The following is a 24,037-nucleotide window of genomic DNA, read 5'->3' on the forward strand; positions in this document are numbered from 1 at the left end:
CCTTAGGAGGGCGGTTTGGGTCAGTGAAATCGGGCCTTTCATAGACTTTGATGGTGTTTGAGAGATTGCCATCGCGGGCAAGCCCGCTCCCACAGGTTTCTCGGGTGTACACAAAATCGGCGTTCACTAAGGTCTTGTGGGAGCGAGCCTGCTCGCGAAGGGCTTCTACAACCAATGCCAGAACCGGCTCCAGAACCCGCGATTGAGGTCTTCCTTGCAGCCGGCATATTGCTGCGCATACAGATCCGAACGGTTCTGCACCTTGCGTGCGGTCGGCGGTAGCCAGGCTTTGCTCGCGTAGGTCTTGTTGCGGAAGCCGCCCCAACCTTCGTGGTAATTCAGGTACTGGTTATAGGCGTCGTATTTGTACACGCCGTTGATCGAGGTGGTCTTGTCCATGTACCAGCCGACGAAGTCGATGGCGTCGTCGAAGTCTTCACGATCGGCCCAGTTGCGACCGGTGCTTTTCTGGTAGTCGGCCCAGACTTCGTCCTTGGCCTGCGCATAACCGGAAGCGGTTGAGACGCGGCCCCACGGGATCACCCAGAGCAGGTATTTGCGAGGCGTCTTGGCGTCGTAGCGGTAGCCGGATTCCTGATACATGATCGCGAACGGCACCTGGATCGGCACGCCCCAGCGTTTCTGCGTGACTTGCGCAGCGTCGTACCAATCGCTTTTCTCGCGGAAGATTGCGCAGATGTCTTCCGGGGAGCGGGGCGGCGAGGTGCCGCAACCGCTCAGCAGGGTGGCCAGGGTCAGGAGGGCGAGGGTGTGCCTGTGATTCAAGAGCTGTTTTCCGTCGTGCGCAAAAAGGCCGACAGTCTACGCGCTCAGCTCAATTGATGACGATAGGGCAGATCCGGACCGGTTTTGCTGCAGGTCAGTGCGGCAGCTTGTACGGCGAACCTGAGCATGCCGTCGATTTGCTCGCGACTGAGCTGCTGCACGCCTTCGACCGAGTCCAGCGAATGTTCGGTCAGCCAGGTGATCAGCGCCGCCTGGAAGGTGTCGCCGGCGCCTACCGTATCGGCGATCTGAATCTGATTGGCCGGTACCGACCACGAGCCATGGGCGCGACTGAATACCGTTGCGCCGTCGCCACCGCGCGTCAGGAAGACGATCTGGCAGCGATGTTCGAGCCAGCCTTCAATCACGTTTTGCGGATCCTGCTCGGGATAGAGCAGGCTCAGATCCTCGTCGCTGACTTTGATCAGATCGGCCAGGCGCACCAGCGTGGCGATGCGTTCGCGCCATAGATCGATGTTCGGCTCGGGATTGAGGCGCACGTTGGGGTCGAGGCTGATCAGGCGTTTGCCGCTTTCGCGCTGAACCAGCTTAAGCAAGGTGTCGCCAATCGGCTGTACCACCAGCGAAAACGAGCCAATGTGCAGGCCGCGCACCTCGTCGCCAAGTGTTGGCAGATGCGCCTCGCTCAGTTGCCGGTCGGCACAGCCTTCGCCACGGAAGCTGTAGTGCGGCGAGCCATTGGCGCCTACCGCGACCATCGCCAGGGTGGTCGGCGCGGCAATATCCACCAGATAATCCGGGCGCACGCCTTCGTCCTGCAGCACTTGCTGCAAGCGTCGGCCGAGGTAGTCGGTGGACAGCCCACCGAAGAGCGCCGAGTCCACGCCCAAGCGGCGCAGACCGACGGCGACGTTGAACGGCGAGCCGCCGGCAATCGCCTTGAAATTGACTTTCGAGGCCAGACCGCTGGCATCGTTTTCGCTGAAGAAATCAAACAGGGCTTCGCCACACACCAGGTACATAGTTGTTTGCTCGTTATAGGGTTGCGACATGCTGTTGATAGCGTTCATAGGCCTGCTGGAACGCCGCGACATTGGCGGCGATCGGCAGGGTTTCGCTGCCTGCGTCGAGTTTCACGCAGCGCTCGCACAGCTCGGCCAGGGAGACATCATCGCCGTGAGAGCGCGACGCGCACCACGCCGCTTGAATCGCCGCACCCAGTGCGGCGGCTTCGCTTTGTTCGGTGCAGATGACCGGGGCGTTCATGATATCGGCGACGATCTGTCGCCACACCGCGCTCTTCGAGCCGCCGCCGATCAGGCAGATGCGCCGGCTTTGTAAACCATTCTGGCGGAGCAAATCCAGCCCGTAGCGCAAACCGAAGGTGGTGCCTTCGACGGTCGCGCGGCACAGATTGGCCTGGGTCAGGTTGTCCATGGTCAGGCCATGCAGGCTGCCGGTGGCGTGGGGCAGCGCGGGGACGCGCTCACCGTTGAGAAACGGCAACATGCTCACGCCTTCGGCACCGATCGGCGATTGCGCGACCAGTTGGTTGAAGGTCGGCAGATCGAGCTTGAACAGTTCGCGAATCGCACCGGTGGCGTTGGTCAAATTCATTGTGCAGATCAGCGGCAGCCAGCCGCCGCTGGAGGAACAGAACGTGGCAACCGAGGCATCGGCGCTGACGTTTGGCTCCTCCGAATAGGCGTAGACCGTGCCGGACGAACCGAGGCTCATGGTGATCGCGCCGGGCTGGATATTGCCGGTGCCGATGGCGCCCATCATGTTGTCGCCACCGCCGCTGGAAACCACGGCGTTGGGGTTGATCCCGAGTTGCTCGGCGATTGACGGGAGAAGGGTGCCGACGGCGGCGTGCGCGTCGATCAACTCCGGCAGCGCGGTTTGCAAACGGCCGCTGGCGTCGATGTCGCGCAGGATCTGCAAATCCCACTGCCGCGTGCGCACGTTGAAATAGCCGGTGCCGGAGGCGTCGCCGTATTCGCTGCAGGCGCGGCCGGTGAGCCAGTAATTGAGGTAGTCGTGGGGCAACAGAATCCGGGCGATGCGTGAGAACACGTCGGGATGCTGCTCTTTGGTCCAGAGCAGTTTCGACACCGTGTAGCCCGGCGCAATGACCACGCCGAGGCGTTCCAGCGAACCTTGCTCGCCGCCCAGTTGCGCGAGCAAGCGCTCGTTTTCCGGCGTGGTTTCGGTGTCGCACCAGAGCTTGGCCGGGCGCAGCACTGCGCCTTGCTCATCGAGCAGCACCAGGCCGTGTTGCTGGCCGGAGACGCCAACGCCGAGGATCGCTTGGCCGTCGACGTTTGCCGCTTGCAAGGCCTGGCGGGTGGCGCTGACGAATGCATCGAGCCATTGCTGAACGTCTTGTTCGCGGCGGCCGTTGGCGCCGCTGATCATCGTGTGCGGCGCCGCGCCCAGACCGAGCACCTGACCGCTGTCGGCATCGAGGATGATCGCTTTGGTGCCTTGGGTGCCGCAGTCGATACCCAGGAAGAGCTTTGTTGTTGTCATGTATGGGCCTGTCAGATTGCGCTGAAGATCAAGAGCTACCCCCTCACCCCAGCCCTCTCCCCCAAGGGGGCGAGGGGGAAAGGGAGCAGATTTTCATGCCTTTCACACTCTGTATTCGACTCGGAATTTCAGGTCGATGAATAACGGAAGAACCACGCGGTCGGTTCCCTCTCCCTCCGGGAGAGGGCTAGGGTGAGGGGCTTTTCAGCCGAGCACCCGTTCCAGAGTCCCCGAAACCCCAACCTCGCGCAAACTCTGGCAGCACCACTCGAACGCTGCAACAAACTCCGCCGACTTCGGTATCGCTGTGCCGAAAATCTCTTCAACAGCCAGCAACCGCTCCGTGATCAACCCATCGTCCGCCACCAGCCCCTGGCAAAACGCCGCTCGCGGGTCCGGAATCGAATACGTATCGCCATTCTCATCCACGCCCTTCAAATACAGCCCCCACGCCGCCACGACCAGCGCTGCACGTTTGGTCTCGCGGCCATCGGCGATCAGCCGATTGATCGTCGGCACGGTGAACTTGGGAAACTTCGATGAGCCATCCGAACACACGCGCTCCAGCTGATCGGCAATCGCCTGATTGGAGAATCGCGCGACCAGCGTGTCCTTGTATTCGCTCAAATCAATGCCCGGCACCGGGGCCAGCTGCGGCGTGACATCCAGATCCATATAAGCGCGCATGTAACGCACGAACAGCGGATCGTTCATGGTCTCGTGGACGAAGCGATAACCCTTGAGAAAGCCCAGATAAGTGAGCGCCAGGTGACTGCCGTTGAGCAGTTTGATTTTCATCTCTTCGTACGGTGATACGTCATCGGTGAACTGCACGCCGACCTTTTCCCACGCCGGGCGGCCGTTGACGAATTTGTCTTCCAGCACCCACTGCACAAACGGTTCGCAGACCACCGGCCAGGCATCGTCGACGCCGTGTTTGTCGGCGAGTTGCAGGCGATGCGCGGTGCTGGTCATCGGCGTGATGCGGTCGACCATGGCGTTGGGGAAGCTGACGTTCTGGTCGATCCAGTCACGCAATTGCGGATCACGCAGCGAGGCGAACGCCAGCAGCGCCTTGCGCGCGACCGCGCCGTTGTGCGGCAGGTTATCGCAGGACATCACAGTGAATGCCGGAACGCCCGCAGCACGGCGTTTGGCCAATGCGGCGCAAAGGAAGCCGAACACGGTGCCCGGCGTTTCGGGATGGGCGAGGTCGTGTTGAATCTGCGGCAGATGCGCCATGAATTCGCCGCTGCTGTCGTCGATGCAGTAACCGCCCTCGGTGATGGTCAGCGAGACGATACGGATCTGCGGTTCGGCGAGTTTGTCGATCAGCGTCTGGGCGCCATCTTCGGCCAGCAGCATGTCGCGGATCGCGCCGATGACGCGCACTTCGGTGTCATCGCTGTCGCCCAGTTCAAACAAAGTGAACAGGTAATCCTGCTCGCGCAGATCATCGCGAGCGCGGCGATCTTCCGGGCGCAGGCCGACGCCGCAGATTGCCCAGTCCAGTGCTTCGCCAGTGTTCATCAAGGCATCGGTGTAATACGCCTGATGCGCACGATGGAAACCACCGACGCCGATGTGGGCGATGCCCTGGCGTGTGGCGCCGAGGTCGTAGCCCGGCAGCTGCACTTGGGCGGCGAGGCGATTGAGGTTTTGTTGGTTGAGTTTCATCGGATAGTCTCGAAATCAGGCCGCAGCGCGCAGTGGACGGGTCAGCGCCACACCTTCAGCGTCGAACAGGTGGCAGTGAGTCGGGTCCAGACGCAGGCTCAATTGCTCGCCGTAACGGCTGGCCAGATCGCCGCGCACGCGCATGGTCAGGGCTTCGCCAGCGCTGGTGGTGACGTGGCAGAAGGTGTCGCTGCCAAGGCGTTCGCTGACGTCGGCAGTCACCTGCAACGTGCAGTCGCCGGGTTGCGCCAGCTCCAAGTGTTCAGGGCGAATGCCCAACGTCACTGCGCCTCCGACACTGAGGTTGGCGGCGTTGAACGGCAGGGTGATGCGCGTGCCGGCGTCCAGCGAAACTTCGCAACTGACGCCGTCGATGCGGGCAATCTTGCCTTTGAGGAAACCCATTTTCGGCGTGCCGAGAAAGCCTGCGACAAACAGGTTGGCCGGGTTGTGATACAGGTCCAGCGGCGAGCCGACCTGCTCGATCCTGCCGCCATTGAGCACCACGACTTTGTCGGCCATGGTCATCGCTTCGACCTGATCGTGGGTCACATAAATCATCGTCGCTTGCAGGTCTTTATGCAGGCGCAGCAGTTCCAGACGCATCTGCACGCGCAACGCCGCGTCGAGGTTGGACAGCGGCTCATCGAAGAGGAAAATCTTCGGGTTGCGCACGATGGCGCGGCCGATCGCCACGCGCTGACGCTGACCGCCGGACAGCTGTTTGGGTTTGCGCTCGAGCATCGGCCCGAGTTCAAGAATACGTGCCGCTTCGCCGACCTTGCGCTCGACTTCGGCTTTCGGCACGCCGGCCAGATCGAGGGCGAACGACATGTTCTTTTTCACCGTCATGTGCGGGTACAGCGCGTAGGTCTGGAACACCATCGCCAGATCGCGCTTGGCCGGGCTGACTTCGGTGATATCGCGGCCATCGAGTTCGATGGTGCCGCCGCTGACCTCTTCCAGACCGGCGATCAAGCGCAGCAGGGTGGATTTGCCGCAGCCCGACGGGCCGACGAAGACCACGAATTCCTTGTCGTTCACTTCAAGGTCGATGCCCTTGATGATGGAAAAGCCTTCGAAGCCTTTTTGCAGATTCTTGATTTTCAGGTTGGCCATGAGATGGGCCTCCGCAATTTATTATTGGGTTAAACCAGATCGGCTTTTCTGTGGGAGCGAGCCTGCTCGCGAAGGGGCCGTTTCAGTCGACATCAGGGTTGAATGACACTCCGCTTTCGCGAGCAGGCTCGCTCCCACAGGGGATAGGGTTGGATTCGGGATGTTCATTTCACGGCACCGAAGGAGAGGCCGCGCACCAGTTGCTTCTGGCTGATCCAGCCAAAGATCAGAATCGGCGCACAGGCCAGGGTCGATACGGCCGACAACTTGGCCCAGAACAGCCCTTCGGGACTTGAATACGAGGCGATCAGCGCGGTCAGCGGTGCGGCATTCGAAGAGGTCAGGTTCAGCGACCAGAACGCCTCGTTCCAGCACAGGATCAGCGACAGCAGCACGGTCGAGGCGAGGCCGCCCTTGGCGATCGGCAGCAGCACGCGAACCATCTCCTGCCACAGCGTCGCGCCGTCGAGGCGGGCGGCTTCGAGGATGTCTTTGGGGATGTCCTTGAAGTAGGTGTAAACCATCCAGACCACGATCGGCAGGTTGATCAGCGTGTAGATCACGATCAGCGCGATGCGCGTGTCGAGCAGGCCGAAACTCTTGGCCAGCAGGTAGATCGGCATCAGCACGCCCACCGGCGGCAGCATCTTGGTCGAGAGCATCCACAGCAGCGTGCCTTTGGTGCGCTGGGTTTCATAGAACGCCATCGAGTACGCCGCCGGTACCGCGATCAACAGACACAGGGCGGTGGCGCTGAAGGAGATCACCACCGAGTTCCAGGCGAAGCTGAAGTAGTCGCTGCGCTCGTTGATATGCAGATAGTTCTCCAGCGTTGGCGTGAAGATGAACTGCGGCGGCGTGGCGAAAGCGTCGATTTCGCTCTTGAAACTGGTCATCACCATCCAGAAGATCGGGAAGAAAATCACGATCGCGATGGCCCAGGCCAGCGTGCCGAGCAGCAGGCTTTGCAGGCGACGGGATTGTTGGAGGGTCATGGCAGGCCTCACGCTTTGTCAGTCAGGTTTTTGCCGATCATTCGCACCAGAATGATCGCGGCGATGTTGGCGATGACCACGGCAATCAGACCGCCCGCCGAAGCCATGCCGACGTCGAACTGCACCAGCGCCTGGTTGTAGATCAGGTAGGCGAGGTTGGTCGAGGCGTAGCCGGGGCCACCGTTGGTGGTGGTGAAGATTTCGGCGAACACCGAGAGCAGGAAGATTGTTTCGATCATCACCACCACAGCAATCGGCCGCGCCAGGTGCGGCAGGGTCAGGTGCCAGAAAATCGCGATCGGGCCGGCACCGTCCAGGCGTGCAGCTTCTTTCTGTTCCTGATCCAGTGACTGCATGGCGGTCATCAGAATCAGGATCGCGAAGGGCAGCCATTGCCACGAAACAATGATGATGATCGACAGCAGCGGGTAGTGCGCCAGCCAGTCCACCGGTTGCGCACCGAACAGCTTCCAGATGTAGGCGAGGATCCCCGAGACCGGGTGGAAAATCAGGTTTTTCCAGATCAACGCGCCGACGGTGGGCATGATGAAAAACGGCGAGATCAGCATGACCCGCACCAGGCCGCGCCCAAGGAATTCGCTGGCCTCCAGCAACGCGCTGATCAACACACCGAAGACCACGCTGATCAGCAACACGCTGCCAACCAGCAGCAATGTATTGGTCGCGCCGGGCATGAAACCCGAATCAGTGAGGAAATAGGTGAAGTTCTCCAGCCCGACGAATTCGTTTTCGCCGGGATAGAGCAAGTTGTAGCGGATCATCGAAAAGTACAGGGTCATGCCCAGCGGCACGATCATCCACAGCAGCAACAGCGCCACCGAAGGACTGACCAGAAACCAGCCGGGATTGCGCACGCGCAGCTTGCGCTGCGGTGGCGACAGGTCGATGTGGGCTTTGGCAGTTGAAGTATTCATGGCATTCACAACCGAGTCATACAGACCTATGGAGATCCCCATGTGGGAGCGAGCCTGCTCGCGAAAGCGCTGGGTCAGTGTCATGTGTGTTGGCTGACACGACGCCTTCGCGAGCAGGCTCGCTCCCACAAGAGGCAGGAGCAAGGCATTCAGCGGTTACTTGGGATAACCGGCGCGCTTCATCTCGCGTTCCGTGGTCTGCTGCGCCGCCGCCAGCGCCTGATCCACCGTGGTCTGGCCGATCAGCGCTGCCGAGAACAGCTTGCCGACCTGGGTGCCGACTGCCTGGAATTCAGGAATGGTCACCAGTTGAATGCCGATGTACGGCACCGGTTTCAGCGTCGGTTTGCTCGGGTCAGCGGCTTTCAGCGATTCCAGCGTCACTTTGGCAAACGGCGCGGCGCTCATGTAAGCATCGCTGTAGGTCGAAGCGCGGGTGCCCGGCGGCACGTTAGCGATGCCATCGGTCTTGGCAACCAGTTCGCCGTACTCTTTGGACGTGGCCCAGGCGCTGAAGGTTTTTGCTGCGTCCTTGGCCTTGGAGCTGGTCGGAATCGCCAGCGCCCACGAATACAGCCACGCCGAGCCTTTATCCGTGACTTGATGCGGAGCGAAAGTGAAACCGACGTGATCGGCGACCTTGCTCTGGGTCTTGTCGGTGACAAACGAGCCGGCGACGCTGGCATCGACCCAGATCGCGCATTTGCCGCTGTTGAACAGGGCGAGGTTTTCATTGAAACCGTTGCTGGATGCGCCCGGCGGGCCGGATTTCTTCATGGTGTTGACGTAGAAATTCAGCGCGTTTTTCCACTCCGGGCCGCTGAATTCCGGTTTCCATTGCTCATCGAACCAGCGCGCGCCATAAGCATTGGCGACCGTGGTGACCAGCGCCATGTTCTCGCCCCAACCAGCCTTGCCGCGCAAGCAGATACCGTACTGCTCTTTGTCTTTGTGGGTGAGCTTTTCGGCAAACCCGGCGATCTCTTCCCAGGTCGGCCGCTCCGGCATGGTCAGCCCGGCTTCCTTGAACAGGTCGGTGCGGTAATAGGTGATCGAACTCTCCGCGTAAAACGGCAGCGCATACAGCGAACCCTTCACCGACAGGCCTTCGCGCACCGACGGAAAGACATCGTCGAGGGCGTAACTGGCCGGCAGGTCCCTCATCGGCTCCAGCCAACCCTTGCCGCCCCAGAGTGCGGCTTCGTACATGCCGATGGTCAACACGTCGAACTGGCCGCCCTGAGTGGCGATGTCGGTGGTCAGGCGCTGACGCAGGACGTTTTCTTCCAGCACCACCCAATTGAGCTTGATGTCCGGATGCTCGCTCTCGAAGGTTTTCGAGAGTTTCTGCATGCGGATCATGTCGCTGTTGTTGACGGTGGCGATGGTCAGGGTCTGGGCGCCAAGGCTGACGCTGCTGAGGGTCATGCAGGTGAGAGCGAGCAGAGCTTTTGCAGTGGGTTGCATCGTGCACTCCTTTTCTGACACCCGACGGGGCAGAAGGACAGTTATTGTTTTTGTGTCTTCCGAATGCAGGAAGAATCTGCGCTGATTACAGCCTTCCACGGCGGAGCTGACAAATCATCCCTAGCACTTTTGTTGATACTTTTTTGCACTGGGGTTTGGGCGGGGGAACGCAGGGAAGGGGTTTTGCGCGAGGGACCGTTAGCGAATGCGTACAGATTTCGCCAGCCGGGGCACGGTTTTTTGTGGGAGCGAGCCTGCTCGCGAAGATGGTGTGTCAGCCACAGGATTTTTCACTGACAGACCGCTTTCGCGAGCAGGCTCGCTCCCACAGGTGGCGTGTCGTCAGAGATGGTTCTGTTCAGTCAGCCGCTGCACCGCCAGCCGTCGATAGTGCGACGGCGTCATGCCCTTGAGTTGCTGGAAGCGTCGATTGAAGTTGGAAATATTGTTGAAGCCCGACTCGAAGCACACCTCGGTCACCGGTTTGTCACCATCGGCCAGCAGCTCACAGGATTTGCTGATGCGCAGGCGATTGACGAATTCGATGAAGTTGCGCCCGGTGGCCTGTTTGAATACCCGGCTGAAATAGGTCGGTGTCATGCCCAGGTGCTCGGCCACTTCTTCCAGTGAGATGTCCCGCGCGTAGTGGCTGAAGATGTAGTCGACCGCGCGGTTGGTGCGGTCGATGTTGTGTTCGTCGGCCAGTTGCGGCGTGGTGGCGCCGGACAACAACTGGAAGTCATCACTGGCCGCGAGCAATTCCATCAGGATGAAAAAATGCCCGAGGCGAGTGATGCCGGTGCTGTCGGCGATCCGCTGCATCAGTGTCATGGCCTGACGGATCGTGCGCTTGCAACGAAATTCGATGCCGTACTGCGCACGCTCAAGCAGTGGCGCCAGGGATTTCAGCTCAGCGAACACCTGGTGCCCGCTCTCGAACAATTCGTCGGTGAAGTTGACCAGCATGTCGCGCTTCTCCACCACTTCATCCTCGGCGACCTGGCTGATCCAGTTGTGCGGCAGGTTGGGACCGGTCAAAAACAAAGTCTCTGGATAGAAGTTGCCGATGTAATCGCCGATGAACACCTTGCCGGAGCTGGCCACGATCAGGTGCAGCTCGTACTCCTTGTGGAAATGCCAGCGCACCAGCGGGCAGGGGAAGCCGTGCTGGCGGTAGATGATGGACAAACCGTTATGGTCGTCCATCAACTCGTAGGAAGGGTCGGTCACGCGAGCGGTTCGGGTCATGACGGGGCACTTTTTTATTATCGCTGCGCGATCATGCCTCGTTTTTTGCCATTTGTGCCACTTACGACCGGCCGTCCGTGGTGACCGCTCAGCTGAGCTTGTCGCGTGCCTTTTGCAGGTTGGCCATTTGGCAGAAACGCACGATGTTGGAATTTTTGATGAAGTCGAAATTGATAATGTTGCACTTGCGCGCCCAATCGGATTTTTCCGGGTCGAACCACTCGTCCAGACTGTCGAGGATCCGCTGTGGGCCGCCGAGTGTGTAACTGGTTGCCGACAGCGACCATGGGCGAAGCGTACTGACAGGTGTGCTCAGTACGTTGTCTATGTAGCCATAAAGATCCGAGGTGCTGACCTGTGATTTGCCGATCCACTTGTGATTGATTGGTCTGTAGAAACGAAAGTCTTCGCTTTCCCAGGTCATCGGCGCGGCCACCATAATGCGTTGCAATGGATTGATGGCTTTGAGTTGGCCAATTGTCAGATGCAGATTGTCGGTGGGAATGATCCGTTCCCCAAGGTGCTCCAGCAAAGCTGTTTTGAATTCCTCATGGTTGAATGGATCTGTAGCGCTGGAAAGTTCATGAAAGTCCAGAATGATAAACTCATTCGGGCTTCTTTCATAAAACCCCTTAAGGTCCCTGATCAGGTCTTCAAGCGTTCGCGAAGAGTTGAATCCATTGTGGTGGAAACGGAATCTCGCCAGTTGTTTCGCCTTGCTGTTGTAAACAAGGCGTACATCAAGTGCGCGAGCGCCGCGATTCAACTGCGAATAAAAGGAAACGTCCTGGCAGGCAAGCCAGTTTTTCCCGGGAATAAGGGCGTAAGACGCTTCCCAGTCACAACCGGCGTTATGCGCGCCGGGCAGGGTCATTTCAAATAACGAAAGATTATCGATTTGTGGTGAATAAGCCATCCATTGATGGGTTGGTATATCGTCGAAGTTTTCCATGTTGCACATCCTGCGAAGTGGTTAGTAGTTGCGCGCAGGATGTTTATAAGCATGTTCGTGTTATTGCGAAAGTTGGCTTTTAATGCAAGTCATGTAATTGATGTAATCAGCGCTCTGTTGGGCTCAATTGGTTTTTGGCTTCGATCCATTGAGCCATGTATTGAGTGCTTTTGAGTGTGTGATGTCGCAACATAGCGCCGGTGAAGTTGTCGTTTCTAAGTTGTGCCAAGTGTTGTCGGCAATCATCTATCCGGTTGATCAGACGCGGGCCATGTACGCTGCGCTGATAACGCTGCTGCAAAAGTGCCGAACCCTGAATCTGCGCCTGCTGCCAGCGCGCCGGATTTTCGTACAGTTGCACCGCCTGTTCGGCAAAGGTGTTTGCGTCGAGGGCGACGGCTCCCGGCCACGGAGCTTCGCCGTGCATGGCTTCGGCGCCGATCGGTGTGGTCACACTCGGCGTGCCACAGAGCATGGCATCGAGCAGTTTGCCCTTGATTCCCGCGCCGAAGCGCAATGGCGCAAGGCAGACTCGCGCTGCCGACATCACTTCAAGTGCATCTTCGGCCCAGTCCATGATGTGAAAGCCTTGGGCCGGGTTATGCAGTGCGGTGGCTTTGGGCGGCGTATAGGCGCCATAGATATGCAGTTGCGCGCGAGGCAAGCGCGCGCGGATCAGCGGCCAGAGGGTGGTCTTCATCCAGAGCACGGCATCCCAGTTCGGCGCGTGACGGAAGTTGCCAATGCTGAGGAAATGCTCCCGCTCTTCGAAACCTGGCGGGGCGGTGTCCGGAAGATCAATCATCAACGGACACCAATGCAGGATTTGCCGAGGCAGGCCAAATTCCTCCACCAGCAGGTCGATCTCGACTTCGGAAATCATCAGGTTCAAGTCGCACCGATACAGCGCAGCGATTTCCCGTTTGGCCAGATCGGTGCCGGCCATCAGCTGGAATTCTTCGTGCAATGCCGGTGCAAACAGCCCGGTGAAATCAGTCTGCTCGTCGTTGCTTTTCAGCCGGTCTTTCAGGCGCTGATGACGCGCATGCCGCAGGCTTTGCAGGTCGGAAGTTTCCAGGAGGCGCAGGGCGTCCGGACAGTGTTTCTCCACCCGCCAGCCAAACTGTTCTTCCATCATGAACTGATCGAACAGCACGATATCCGGCGCCAACTCGCTGATGAACGTGTCGAAACTGCTGTTGTTGAGCTCGATCGATACTTCGCGAATGCCCAGCGCCGTCAGATCAGCCTTGTGTTCACCCGGGCCGGCCGGGCTGCTGAAAGTGATGTCCCATCCCTGATCGAGAAATGTCTCGAGGATCTGCATGACATGCCCGCTGGCCGCCGATGAGCGCGGTTCTGGCCAGACGTAGCCGATGACCAGAACTTTGGTGGTACGCGAATGGCTCACGACTGATCCTCTGACCCATGGAAGAAAAAAGGGCGCAATTAAACCACAGCGAAGTGATTGAAATGCACCCTGTCCACCGACCAGCCGTTTCAGCGTTTAAATGACCGGTTTGGCGAGGTTGAGCAGCAGCGGCCCTTGTAGAAACTTGCCTGCAGCGGTGTTGCGCACGGCATCGTCGATGGTCTTCACATTGAAGCTCAATATGGCCGGACGCGTTTGTGCTTGATCGAGCAGCGATACCGCAAGCATGTATGACTCAGCGTTGGCCAGCGCCGGATGGTCCTGGACCAGTTTCGGCAGACTGGTTTTTACCTGGTTGAACTCGACGAATCCCGGTCGGTGCGCCAGAGCGTGATGTGGATTGATCAGGTTGTCCGGATGCGCCTTGCGCGCGTCCCGAGCCAGCTCCAGCAGTCCGACCGCATCGAACTCCGCCTGATGCAACTCCGGGTAGACCTTGCCGTAGTACAGGTCGAGGGTGTCCGGGCCACCGTGGGACATTTCGTGAATCAGCACGTCGGCGACGCTGCCGTCGTCGTAACGCGACAACTTGTAAAACTCATCGAGATTGTCCGGGTAGATCGACAGAAACCGGCCTGCGGACTCATCGATTTTTTCGCCGGTGCGCAGCGCTGTCTGCCAGCGCTTATAGGCCGGTGGCGAAAGCGAGGCGATCACGCCGGGTTGATGCGGGCGGAACGTCACATTGCTGAAGCTGATCGACTCGAGATCCTTGCGCATCGCGCTGAGATGTTTCGACACGTGCTGTGCCACTTCATCGGAATCGTTACCGAACACATGCTTGAGCACCGCGCGAATGTCGTCGTTGGAAGACAGTTGCGACAGCGCGTTGATGGAGTTGTCCAGCTTGGTCCGGGCGCGGGGAATGGCTTTTTTCAGATAACCGCGGGTGTAACTGAATGGCTTGAAGCGGCCGAACAGGCGCTTCAACGGGGCGAAGTTACCCAGGTCGAGCAGTTTCAGGCGCGGGCCCCAGGCACCGCCGGTGCGGATGCTCAGCGCGTGCCAGTCCTGGTTGCGTTCCAGCACTGCGATGTCGATCGCCTCGCCAAGCGCGTCGGCGCCTCGCCAGGTCGCCTGACGCACATCGCCGGTGTGGGAGAGCCTGAGCCAGTCCCGACTCTCGACACCATGGATCAACCTTTTCAATTGCACGCTGGCGGTGTGCGCGGCGTCGAGCGCGGTTTCGCCGGCAAAGACCACGCCGCGTTTGACCAGACGAAAACCTTTGCGGGCGAGGGCGGGCAAACCGTCGAGCGGGTTGATCAGCGACACGGCCGCTCGGGCCACGGCTTTGGCGACTTTCAGCAATTTGAGCGTGGTCGACCCGGTCTTGGCGATGATGCTCGCTGCCGACGCGCCAAGACCGACCAGCAGGCCGATGACCGACAGGCCATCCAGAATGCAGCCACCAATGCCTTCGGCGACACGGTCGGTGCGTCCGGAACGAATGTCTTCAATGCACTGTTTGAACGGCACGATGACGTTGATTGCCAGATTCTCGACGATCTCCCTGGTGTCGCGCCATTCTTCCAGGCCGTTGCGCACATCCAGTGCGGCATACAACTCTTCGCGGCGGGCGACAGGATGGTTGTCCAGTACGCATTGGGCGATCTCATCCAGTTGCGCAGAAAAGAACAGCGGAACCGCGCGCACATCAGTCTCTTGCAGTTGCAACTGCCAGAGCTTCTCCACCACTACTTTGGAAGTCATGCCCTGGCGTGGTTCGCTGCCTTCGCGGTAGGCGGCGTAATCGAGGGGCCACTCGCTGGCTTTGTTCTTGTCCTGAAAATCGTACTTGCTGCCAGTGTATGAAAGGGTCGGCCGTTGATGAATGAGACCGGTGTCTTGCAGCTTGAGCGCCAGATCCGGACGCTCGTAGCAGACGCCGCGCAGCGTGAACAGTTCGTAAGCGCGCAGCCGATCACCGTCGTCGCAGCAAAGAATTATCCCGTAACGCCCATTGGCCTCATCTCGCTGGATTTGCGTTTCTTGCTGCGGATTCAGTGGGTTGACCTCCTTCCTGACGGTGTAGAAGGTCATTTTGCCGCTGGTCAAGGCCTGACGATCATGCTCTGGCATCTGTGTGATCGCCATTTTGATCAGGGACGATAGACCCTCGCGCACGTTCCGGTAGTAACGATCAAACGCCTGATCAAACAGTTGCGACGGCGATTGCAGTTCGGCCAGGCGGGTGAAGGCATCGGCCGGGGGGTGGAAGTTGTCGCGGGTCTTGAATTTGTCCGAAAGTTGTCCGTCTTCAACCAGATCGCCGGAAAGATACAGATCGAGAATCGACAGGCGTAGGCGCAACAGGCCGTTGATCGCGTATTGGTTGTTGTCAGTGGCGCTGGCGAGGAAATTCCAGAACTCGGTAAGAATCCCCGCCGGATGCGCAGCCTTCAACCCTTCGAGCCAGCTACGTTCGCCGAAGCTGTCCAGGTACTTTATTTCGAAGGCCGGCTGTTCGAGATAGGCGCCGGCGGGCATCACTTGCTCCAGCGCACGCAAAGCGATTTTGCGCCGGTCCGGTGGCGCGGTGGACAAGCCTGTTTCAGACTGGGCCAGAGCCTCCATGTAACGCGAGAAATACGCGCTGGCCTTGATCACCGTGGTCTTGTCGTAGTCTTTGTCGCTGCGGTAAGGGATGACTCCGTTGAGTACCGCCCAGTCCACCACCGCCGGGATCGCCGCCGCTTCGTACAACTTGTCGAGCTCACCGGAAACCGGGGTCAGCTCGGAAAACGCCTTGAGTTGTGCAAACGTCATTGCACGCGAGCTGCCAGGTGCGGCGTGCTCGACCACGGCAGCGCTCTGGCGCGCAGTTACCCAGCCTGGCTTGTCCAGCGTGAGCCCGGGCGGGATCTGGTCGATCAGCAACTCCGGTGCTGCACCCGCGATCAATAGATGCGCTGCCAGTGGCGCGTTGTGCGCTTCGCTCAGGCCCAGATCAACCAGATGCTGTTCGAACAGGACGCGTACTTCGGCAGCGCTGAGTGTGGAATTCGCCGGTTGATAGAAGTCATAGCCGGCGACAAGAGGCTGATCGGAGCGCAATTGCATGTCGATGATCAGCGCAGCGATGACTAACTCATTGACCTGGCGTTCGCGCACGTCCGCGTTATTGGCTTCCAGATGCCAGCCAAGGCGTGCATGCAGGGTTTCTCCCAGGGCGCGAGCGGTTTTTCGCCTCAGGAAGTTGTGCAGGAACTTGTCCGCGTTGTCGCGTATGTCCTGTGCCGGAATCAGGTTGAAGTTGGCGAACGCCAGTACCTGCAACAGGCTTGTCGCACCTTGGGTCAGCTCATGCACTGTCTGGGTTATGACTTTGCGGTTCGCTATCGATAAATGAAACGGTGACGACTCATCGGCGTGGAGCAATTCGTGGTAGTCGCCCAAGGCGGGTGGCTCGGGCAGTTCGAAGGTCAGCCATTCAATCAGTGCCCGGGTTTCGGCAATGTTCGTCGGCAAGTCATAACCGTTGAACTTCAACCATTGCACTATGCCAATCACTTGGCCGGAATAAACGACGCCGCCGATGTTCTTCGCCAAATCGGCGAGCATATCGAGTTCTTCGGAAAACACCGAAACTTCAGCATTGTCCAGTGCAATGCTGAAACGATGGGATTCGAACTCTGAGTCATAAACAACGAGAACTCCGGCGTTGGTATCCACTGCTAGGTTAATATCAGCTGAAAAAGAATGGTTGCGTAACAGCTGCGCAAACTCCGGGGTTGCAATTAAATTTTTCAAGGCATTGCGTGCTGGTTCACAGCGTTCGTCAAAACTGCTGCCGATGACCCGGGGTATGAAGCGATCTTGCACATTGAATACAGTGGCGACCGGCAGCGAGGCGCTTGCCGAGTAACTGTCGGCCGAGACTTCAAACTCAGTTGCCTTAAGGGCTTCAACAAGTAACTGAACAATAAGCGCGCGTTCCTGTTTGTCGGAAGCGGAGCAATCGACGGCGGCAGGCACGTCGGAAGAAATGAACTGCATGGGCTCTATCCTGAATGAGTATCGAAAGTTCCCTGGCTGTACTTCGTTATTTATTAACGCCGCCAAAGATGATTCAGGATAGAGCTGGCAGGTTAAGCAATGGCAGTGTTAGTTAGTTGCTGATTGTTTTCGGATGTGACAAGTTGCATCTGCGACGGGCATTTATCAGATTTAGTTCAGAATACTTTTAACTTTGTCGCGCAATTGATCGATGGAGAAGGGCTTGCCGATGACATGCATGCCATCGGGTACTTCGAGACTCTCGGCATAGCCGCTGGCGAACAGGATGGGCAGAGCAGGGCGCAGCTGACGGGCCTTTTGAGAGAGTTCGCGGCCATTCATGCCAGGCAGGCCGTAGTCGGTCATCATCAAATCGATGGCTTTGCCAGGATCCGCAAGGATTTCGAGTGCCGCGTTGCCGTCATCAGCCTCCAATACCGTGTATTCCAGCTCCTCCAGTACATCGACGATAAGCATGCGCACGATGGAGTCGTCTTCAACGACCAGGATAGTGGATGGAGTGGCAGACATGGCAGGACTCTCAAAAATTGAAATCGGGGGATACCGGGCAAGCGAATTTGCCGGACTCTTGCATGAGTAAGTGGCGCATAGCCACAAGTTCCCGAGCTGATACAAAAAAGAACAGGTCAGTGCGGTGAGGCAAGGATAACCGTTGGCGTCGTCCAATGCGCAGGTGTGCGTAGGAAAATGCCATCATTTGTGTGAGAAAAATGGATCCATGGCGGGGTTTTGGGGCAAACTCTCGGGTTTTCAACAGTTCGACAAGGCTGCCCCATGTCCTCTCCGTCCTCGGTTGATGAACAACGGTTCCGCAAACTTCTGAGTCGCAACGTCAGCCTGCCGCTGGGCGTTGGCGTGCTCAGCGCCGTGTTCTTCGTCTCGCTGATCACTTATTTGCTGTCGGTCATCCAATGGGTCGAGCACACCGACCGGGTGATCAATAACGCCAATGAAGCGGTGAAGCTCACCGTTGATCTGGAAACCGGCATGCGCGGCTATCTGCTCAGCGGTGACGAGCACTTTCTCGACCCGTACGAAGTTGCCAAGCCGCGTATCGAGGTCGCTCTCAATACGTTGCTGGAGCTGACCGCCGATAATCCGGTGCAGACCGATCGCCTGCGCCGTTTGCAAGCCTTGCAGGTGGAGTGGGCCAATTACGCGCAGTCTATGATCGATCTGCAGCGCAGCAGTGGCGACTATCGCGGTGCGGTCAAGGCCGGGCGGGGCAAGCGCCTGACCGATGAAATCCGCAAGCAATTCGAGGACGTCATCGAGACCGAGCAGGTGCTGCGCGCCACGCGCAATGAGGATGTGCGCCGCACGACGATCTGGAGCATCACCCTTTACCTGATCTTCATCGTTGGCATCAGCGGTTTGCTGGCCTACATCGGCCGCCGTGATCTGCTAAACCTGTCGACCAACTACAGCGCCAACCTCGCCGCCCAACTGGCCAGCGCCGAACGCCTGGAGAAACAGGCGTGGCTGCGCAACGGCCAGACGCAACTGGCCGAGCAGGTGTTGGGTCAACTGACGCTGAACCTGCTGGGGCGCAACATTCTGCAATTCTGCGCGCAATACCTTGGCACTGCCGTCGCCGCGCTTTATGTGCGTGAAGAACATGGCGGCCTCAAGCGCGTGGCGACTTATGGTTTCTCCCGCGAGCAGGAAGAGCTCAATCAAACGATCTACAGCGGCGAAGGCATCGTCGGCCAAGTGGCAGAACAGGCACGCCTGATCCGTCTCGACGCGGTCCCGGGCGACTATTTCAAAGTCAGCTCCGGGCTCGGTGCAGGTCTGCCGCACAGTGTGCTGGTGGTGCCGACCAGCGATGACGATCGGGTCAATGGCGTGATCGAGCTGGGTTTCCTGCGTCCGCTGTCCGAGCGCGACATCGAACTGCTGGAATTGATTGCCGGCAACATCGGCACCTCGATCGAAGCGGCGCGTTACCGTCAGCGCTTGCAGGAAGTGCTCGCCGAAACCCAGCAGCTCAATGAAGAGCTGCAAGTGCAGCAGGAAGAGCTGAAGACCGCCAACGAAGAGCTGGAAGAACAGTCGCGGATTCTCAAGGAATCCCAGGCGCATCTGGAAACCCAGCAGGTTGAGCTGGAGCAGACCAACGAGCAGCTCGCCGAGCAGCGCGATGCGATGGACAAGAAAAACACCGAGCTGAATCAGGCGCAGATCCAGCTTGAAGAGCGTGCCGAAGAGCTGCAACGCTCGAGCAAGTACAAGTCCGAATTCCTCGCCAACATGTCCCACGAACTGCGCACGCCGCTCAACAGTTCGCTGATTCTGGCCAAACTGCTGGCGGAAAACCCGCAGCAGAATCTGTCGGCGGAACAGGTCAAGTTCGCCGAATCGATCTATTCGGCCGGCAACGATCTGCTCAACCTGATCAACGACATTCTCGACATTTCCAAGGTCGAGGCCGGCAAACTTGAAGTGATTGCCGAAAACACCCGCGTCGATCGTCTGGTCGACGGCTTGCGCTCGATGTTCGAACCGTTGGCTGCCGACAAGCACCTTGCGTTCACCGTCGAGGTCCAGCCGGACGCACCGGGCTTGCTGTTCACTGATCGTCAGCGTCTGGAGCAGGTGATCAAGAACCTGCTGTCCAACGCGATCAAGTTCACCGAGCACGGCGCCGTCAGCCTGAGCATCACCGCGCAGCCGAATGATCACATCGCCTTCAGCGTCAAGGATTCCGGGATTGGTATCGCTGCGGATCAGCAGGAAAGTATCTTCGAAGCGTTCCGTCAGGCGGATGGCACCACCAACCGCAAGTACGGCGGTACCGGCCTCGGCCTGTCGATCTCGCGGGATCTGGCAACGTTGCTGGGCGGCTCGATCAGCGTCGACAGCGTACCGGGGCAGGGCAGCACGTTCACCCTGGTGTTGCCGCGTCAGTATCACGAATTCGGCGAAACGCCGGCCGCGCCGCTGACTTTTCATACCGCGCCTGCGGTGGCTACACCAGTGGCCGTTGCGGCACCGCTGGCGTTAGCGATTCCGGCTGTCATCCCGCGCTTCGCCGACGATCGCGACAAGGCGCCGTTCGCCACGCGCTGCATTCTGGTGGTGGAGGACGAGCCGAACTTCGCCCGTATCCTCTATGACCTGGCCCATGAGTTGGGTTACATGTGTCTGGTCGCCCACGGCGCCGACGAGGGTTACGACCTGGCCCGCGAATTCGTGCCGGATGCGATCCTGCTCGACATGCGCTTGCCGGATCACTCCGGCCTGACCGTGCTGCAACGTCTGAAAGAACGCGCCGAAACCCGGCACATTCCGGTGCACGTGATTTCCGTGGAAGACCGCGTCGAAGCCGCTATGCACATGGGCGCCATCGGCTACGCAGTGAAGCCGACCACCCGCGAAGAGCTCAAGGATGTGTTCGCCCGTCTCGAAGCCAAGCTGACGCAGAAGGTCAAACGCGTGCTGCTGGTCGAAGACGACGATCTGCAACGTGAAAGCATCGCGCGGCTGATTGGCGACGAAGACATTGAAATCACGGCGGTCGGCCTGGCCCAGGACGCTCTGGAATTGCTGCGCACGACCATCTACGACTGCATGGTCATCGACCTCAAGCTGCCGGACATGCTCGGCAACGATTTGCTCAAGCGCATGTCCACCGAGGACATCTGCTCGTTCCCGCCGGTCATTGTCTACACCGGCCGCAACCTGACCCGCGATGAAGAGGCCGAGCTGCGCAAGTATTCACGCTCGATCATCATCAAGGGCGCGCGCTCCCCGGAGCGGTTGCTCGACGAGGTCACACTCTTTCTGCACAAAGTCGAATCGCAGCTGTCCCATGAACGGCAGAAGATGCTCAAGACCGCGCGCAGCCGCGACAAGGTCTTTGAAGGTCGCAAAGTGCTGCTGGTGGACGACGATGTGCGCAACATCTTCGCCCTGACCAGTGCACTGGAACACAAAGGCGCAGTCGTGGTGATCGGCCGTAATGGCCGCGAAGCGATTGAGAAACTTCATGAAGTCGAGGACATCGATCTGGTGCTGATGGACGTGATGATGCCGGAAATGGATGGCTTCGAAGCCACCATGGAAATCCGCAAGGATCCGCGCTGGCGCAAGTTGCCAATCATCGCGGTAACGGCCAAGGCCATGAAGGACGATCAGGAGCGCTGCCTGCAAGCGGGCGCCAACGATTACCTGGCCAAGCCCATCGACCTTGATCGTCTGTTCTCGCTGATACGTGTGTGGTTACCGAAAATGGAACGCATCTAGTGGAACGCAGCAGTTCAGCCGAGCGCAACAGCGAAATCGAATTACGCTTGTTGATCGAGGCGATTTACCTGAAGTACAGCTATGACTTTCGCGACTACTCCGGCGCTTCGATCAAGCGCCGGGTGCAGCACGCGCTGAGTCAGTTCGAGTGCGCGACCATCTCGGCCCTGCAAGAAAAAGTCCTGCACGACCCGACGGCGTTCATGCAGCTGCTGCAACTGCTGACGATCCCGGTCAGCGAGATGTTCCGTGATCCTTCGCACTTCCTGGCGATCCGCAACGAAGTGGTGCCGCTGCTGCGCACCTATCCGTCGCTGAAAATCTGGATTGCCGGCTGCAGCACGGGCGAGGAGGTCTATTCGATGGCGATTCTGCTGCGCGAAGAAGGCCTGCTCGACCGCACGATCATCTACGCCACCGACATCAACCCGCGCTCGCTGGAGAAGGCCAAGCAAGGGATTTTCTCCATGGAAAACGTCCGCGCCTACACTGCCAACTATCAGCAGGCCGGCGGTCAGCGTTCGTTTGCCGATTACTACACCGCAGCCTACGGCTACGCGATTTTCGACAAGAGCCTGTGCGAGAACGTGACGTTCGCCGACCACAGCCTGGCCACCGACAGCGTGTTTTCCGAAACCCAGTTGATTTCCTGCCGCAATGTGCTGATCTACTTCAACAAGAAGCTGCAGGACCGGGCGTTCGGGCTGTTCCATGAATCGTTGTCGCATCGCGGCTTTCTGGTGTTGGGCAGCAAGGAAACCCTGGATTTTTCCAACTATTCGAACCAGTTCGAGGCGTTGGTCAAACAAGAACGGATCTACCGCAAATCATGAACGACACCCCGAGCCTGCCTCGTATCGAGGCTGTCGTGATCGGCGCCTCTGCGGGCGGTGTCGAGGCGTTGTTGACCCTGCTCGGGCCGTTGCGCAAAGGCTATGTGCTGCCGATCATCATCGTTCTGCATCTGCCGGAAGAACGCCGCAGTCATCTGGCCGAAGTGTTCTCCCGCCGTGTTGCGATGCCGGTCAAGGAAGCTGAAGACAAGCAGGACATTGAAGCCGGCACGGTGTATTTCGCCACGCCCGGTTATCACTTGTCGGTCGAAGCGGATCGCAGCTTGTCACTGAGCCTGGAGGACCGCGTACATCATTCGCGGCCTTCAATCGATTACCTGTTTGAATCCGCCGCTGACGTTTACGGCGAGACACTCGCCGCTGTCCTGCTGACCGGCGCCAATCACGATGGCGCGCGCGGGCTCGCTTACGTCAAGCGTTGCGCCGGCCTGACCATTGTTCAAGACCCCGAGGATGCACAAGTCGCCACCATGCCCCAGGCTGCACTGAACGTTCTGCAGCCGGATCATGTCCTACCCATTCACGGCATCGGCCGTCTGCTAGTCGAGCTGGAACGAATCGCATGCTGAGTAATATCCAAGCCAAACTGTTGATCGTTGACGATCTGCCAGAAAACCTGCTGGCGCTGGAAGCGCTGATCAAGCGCGAGGATCGCACGGTCTATAAGGCTCTGTCGGCGGACGAAGCACTATCGCTGTTGCTGCAGCACGAATTCGCCATGGCCATTCTCGACGTGCAGATGCCCGGCATGAACGGCTTCGAACTCGCCGAGCTGATGCGCGGTACAGAGAAGACCAAGAACATTCCGATCATCTTTGTCAGCGCTGCCGGCCGAGAACTCAACTACGCGTTCAAAGGCTATGAAAGCGGTGCGGTGGACTTCCTGCACAAGCCGCTGGATATCCATGCGGTGAAGAGCAAGGTCAACGTTTTCGTCGATCTGTATCGCCAGAGCAAAGCGATGAAGCAGCAGGTCGAGGCGTTGGAGCAGGCCCGTCGTGAGCAGGAAGCGCTGCTGCAACAGCTGCAAAGCACCCAGCTGGAGCTGGAGCAAGCGGTGCGCATGCGTGATGACTTCATGTCCATCGTCGCCCACGAGGTGCGTACGCCGCTCAATGGCCTGATTCTCGAAACCCAGTTGCGTAAAATGCATCTGGCGCGAGACAACGCCTCAGCGTTCACCCTCGACAAGATGCAGGCGATGGTCGACCGCGATGAGCGGCAGATCAAAAGCCTGATTCGCCTGATCGAAGACATGCTCGATGTCTCGCGAATCCGCACCGGCAAACTGTCGATCCGACCGAGTCGTTTCGATCTGGTGCAACTGGTCAGCAATCTCCTGCAGAATTTTGCCTCGCAAATGGAAGCGGCAGAAACCAGCGTTTCCTTCGAGGCATCGGCGCCGGTAGAAGGTTGCTGGGACGAGTTCCGCATCGAGCAAGTGGTGTCCAATCTGCTGACCAATGCCTTGCGTTACGGTGGTCGCAGCCCGATTCAGGTGCGCGTCTATCGCGAAGATGACGAGGCCCGGGTCGAGGTACAAGACCACGGCATCGGCATCAGCGCCGAGAACCAGAAGCGTATTTTTCAGCAGTTCGAACGGGTGTCCGCCAAGACGGTGGTGGCCGGGCTCGGGCTGGGTCTGTTCATTTCCGAGCAGATCGTCGCCGCCCATGGCGGCTCCATCGTCGTCGAGAGTGAAATCAACGAGGGCGCCCTGTTTCGCGTTTGTCTGCCGATCCAGGAAAACGGCATATCCGACGCAACCTCTGAGTGACCACACGGTCGTATCAGCAGCTATTGACCGAACA

The 24,037-nt window shown here is 58.9% G+C and carries 17 protein-coding genes; 4 read left to right on the forward strand and 13 right to left on the reverse strand.

Annotated features, from left to right (window positions below; translation table 11 throughout):
* Positions 1-165 precede the first annotated feature (165 nt).
* The 13 genes from ACV8MC_RS19190 to ACV8MC_RS19250 form a co-directional block, all read right to left on the reverse strand.
* A complete protein-coding gene (locus ACV8MC_RS19190; RefSeq protein ID WP_076562717.1) occupies positions 166-786 on the reverse strand; it encodes a transglycosylase SLT domain-containing protein in 621 nt (206 codons plus the stop codon).
* Positions 787-830: 44 nt separating this feature from the next.
* The gene (locus tag ACV8MC_RS19195) at positions 831-1,769 is read right to left on the reverse strand and encodes a carbohydrate kinase family protein (protein ID WP_457265572.1); all 939 of its coding nucleotides are present in this window, start codon (positions 1,767-1,769) and stop codon (positions 831-833) included.
* Positions 1,770-1,782: 13 nt separating this feature from the next.
* Positions 1,783-3,279, reverse strand: coding sequence for a xylulokinase (gene xylB, locus ACV8MC_RS19200; protein ID WP_457263015.1), 1,497 nt, complete (start codon positions 3,277-3,279; stop codon positions 1,783-1,785).
* 204 nt (positions 3,280-3,483) lie between these two features.
* Positions 3,484-4,956, reverse strand: coding sequence for a mannitol dehydrogenase family protein (locus tag ACV8MC_RS19205; protein WP_457263016.1), 1,473 nt, complete (start codon positions 4,954-4,956; stop codon positions 3,484-3,486).
* Between the two features lie 15 nt (positions 4,957-4,971).
* Entirely contained in the window at positions 4,972-6,075 is a 1,104-nt protein-coding gene (locus ACV8MC_RS19210) for an ABC transporter ATP-binding protein (RefSeq protein WP_457263018.1), read from the reverse strand.
* Between the two features lie 164 nt (positions 6,076-6,239).
* Entirely contained in the window at positions 6,240-7,070 is an 831-nt protein-coding gene (locus ACV8MC_RS19215) for a carbohydrate ABC transporter permease (protein WP_016774872.1), read from the reverse strand.
* An 8-nt stretch (positions 7,071-7,078) separates the two neighbouring features.
* Entirely contained in the window at positions 7,079-8,005 is a 927-nt protein-coding gene (locus ACV8MC_RS19220; RefSeq protein WP_041480415.1) for a carbohydrate ABC transporter permease, read from the reverse strand.
* 156 nt (positions 8,006-8,161) lie between these two features.
* Complete coding sequence (locus ACV8MC_RS19225) at positions 8,162-9,472, reverse strand: ABC transporter substrate-binding protein (RefSeq protein ID WP_353188267.1); 1,311 nt, start codon at positions 9,470-9,472, stop codon at positions 8,162-8,164.
* Positions 9,473-9,814: 342 nt separating this feature from the next.
* A complete protein-coding gene (locus ACV8MC_RS19230) occupies positions 9,815-10,720 on the reverse strand; it encodes an AraC family transcriptional regulator (RefSeq protein ID WP_056789758.1) in 906 nt (301 codons plus the stop codon).
* Positions 10,721-10,808: 88 nt separating this feature from the next.
* Positions 10,809-11,672 carry a PI-PLC domain-containing protein gene (locus ACV8MC_RS19235; protein ID WP_315435115.1) on the reverse strand — a complete coding sequence of 288 codons (864 nt, stop codon included), beginning with the start codon at positions 11,670-11,672 and terminating at the stop codon, positions 10,809-10,811.
* A 106-nt stretch (positions 11,673-11,778) separates the two neighbouring features.
* The gene (locus ACV8MC_RS19240) at positions 11,779-13,083 is read right to left on the reverse strand and encodes a glycosyltransferase (RefSeq protein ID WP_457263021.1); all 1,305 of its coding nucleotides are present in this window, start codon (positions 13,081-13,083) and stop codon (positions 11,779-11,781) included.
* A gap of 96 nt (positions 13,084-13,179) precedes the next feature.
* Complete coding sequence (locus ACV8MC_RS19245) at positions 13,180-16,668, reverse strand: hypothetical protein (protein WP_457263022.1); 3,489 nt, start codon at positions 16,666-16,668, stop codon at positions 13,180-13,182.
* A gap of 606 nt (positions 16,669-17,274) precedes the next feature.
* On the reverse strand, positions 17,275-17,634 hold the full coding sequence (locus ACV8MC_RS19250; protein WP_323620238.1) for a response regulator: 360 nt from the start codon (positions 17,632-17,634) through the stop codon (positions 17,275-17,277).
* Positions 17,635-17,898: 264 nt separating this feature from the next.
* On the opposite strand from ACV8MC_RS19250, the gene ACV8MC_RS19255 reads away from it, so the two are divergent.
* The 4 genes from ACV8MC_RS19255 to ACV8MC_RS19270 are packed head-to-tail and all read left to right on the forward strand — an operon-like array spanning position 17,899 to position 24,003.
* On the forward strand, positions 17,899-21,372 hold the full coding sequence (locus tag ACV8MC_RS19255; protein ID WP_457263024.1) for a response regulator: 3,474 nt from the start codon (positions 17,899-17,901) through the stop codon (positions 21,370-21,372).
* The gene (locus ACV8MC_RS19260; protein WP_016774863.1) at positions 21,372-22,205 is read left to right on the forward strand and encodes a CheR family methyltransferase; all 834 of its coding nucleotides are present in this window, start codon (positions 21,372-21,374) and stop codon (positions 22,203-22,205) included. The genes ACV8MC_RS19255 and ACV8MC_RS19260 overlap by 1 nt, the downstream gene beginning before the upstream one ends.
* Complete coding sequence (locus ACV8MC_RS19265) at positions 22,202-22,795, forward strand: chemotaxis protein CheB (protein ID WP_041480259.1); 594 nt, start codon at positions 22,202-22,204, stop codon at positions 22,793-22,795. Before ACV8MC_RS19260 ends, ACV8MC_RS19265 begins: the two co-directional genes overlap by 4 nt.
* The gene (locus ACV8MC_RS19270) at positions 22,789-24,003 is read left to right on the forward strand and encodes a hybrid sensor histidine kinase/response regulator (protein WP_041480260.1); all 1,215 of its coding nucleotides are present in this window, start codon (positions 22,789-22,791) and stop codon (positions 24,001-24,003) included. Before ACV8MC_RS19265 ends, ACV8MC_RS19270 begins: the two co-directional genes overlap by 7 nt.
* The last annotated feature ends 34 nt before the right edge of the window (positions 24,004-24,037 follow it).

The organism is Pseudomonas sp. PK-RTE-24 (assembly GCF_054052265.1).

Excerpts from the sequence above, each read along its gene's own strand:
- ACV8MC_RS19195 (WP_457265572.1), bottom strand. The coding sequence starts at position 1,769 with ATGTACCTGGTGTGTGGCGAAGCCCTGTTTGATTTCTTCAGCGAAAAC.
- xylB (WP_457263015.1), bottom strand. The coding sequence starts at position 3,279 with ATGACAACAACAAAGCTCTTCCTGGGTATCGACTGCGGCACCCAAGGC.
- ACV8MC_RS19205 (WP_457263016.1), bottom strand. The coding sequence starts at position 4,956 with ATGAAACTCAACCAACAAAACCTCAATCGCCTCGCCGCCCAAGTGCAG.
- ACV8MC_RS19210 (WP_457263018.1), bottom strand. The coding sequence starts at position 6,075 with ATGGCCAACCTGAAAATCAAGAATCTGCAAAAAGGCTTCGAAGGCTTT.
- ACV8MC_RS19215 (WP_016774872.1), bottom strand. The coding sequence starts at position 7,070 with ATGACCCTCCAACAATCCCGTCGCCTGCAAAGCCTGCTGCTCGGCACG.
- ACV8MC_RS19220 (WP_041480415.1), bottom strand. The coding sequence starts at position 8,005 with ATGAATACTTCAACTGCCAAAGCCCACATCGACCTGTCGCCACCGCAG.
- ACV8MC_RS19225 (WP_353188267.1), bottom strand. The coding sequence starts at position 9,472 with ATGCAACCCACTGCAAAAGCTCTGCTCGCTCTCACCTGCATGACCCTC.
- ACV8MC_RS19230 (WP_056789758.1), bottom strand. The coding sequence starts at position 10,720 with ATGACCCGAACCGCTCGCGTGACCGACCCTTCCTACGAGTTGATGGAC.
- ACV8MC_RS19235 (WP_315435115.1), bottom strand. The coding sequence starts at position 11,672 with ATGGAAAACTTCGACGATATACCAACCCATCAATGGATGGCTTATTCA.
- ACV8MC_RS19245 (WP_457263022.1), bottom strand. The coding sequence starts at position 16,668 with ATGCTCGCCGATTTGGCGAAGAACATCGGCGGCGTCGTTTATTCCGGC.
- ACV8MC_RS19250 (WP_323620238.1), bottom strand. The coding sequence starts at position 17,634 with ATGTCTGCCACTCCATCCACTATCCTGGTCGTTGAAGACGACTCCATC.
- ACV8MC_RS19255 (WP_457263024.1), top strand. The coding sequence starts at position 17,899 with ATGTCCTCTCCGTCCTCGGTTGATGAACAACGGTTCCGCAAACTTCTG.
- ACV8MC_RS19265 (WP_041480259.1), top strand. The coding sequence starts at position 22,202 with ATGAACGACACCCCGAGCCTGCCTCGTATCGAGGCTGTCGTGATCGGC.
- ACV8MC_RS19270 (WP_041480260.1), top strand. The coding sequence starts at position 22,789 with ATGCTGAGTAATATCCAAGCCAAACTGTTGATCGTTGACGATCTGCCA.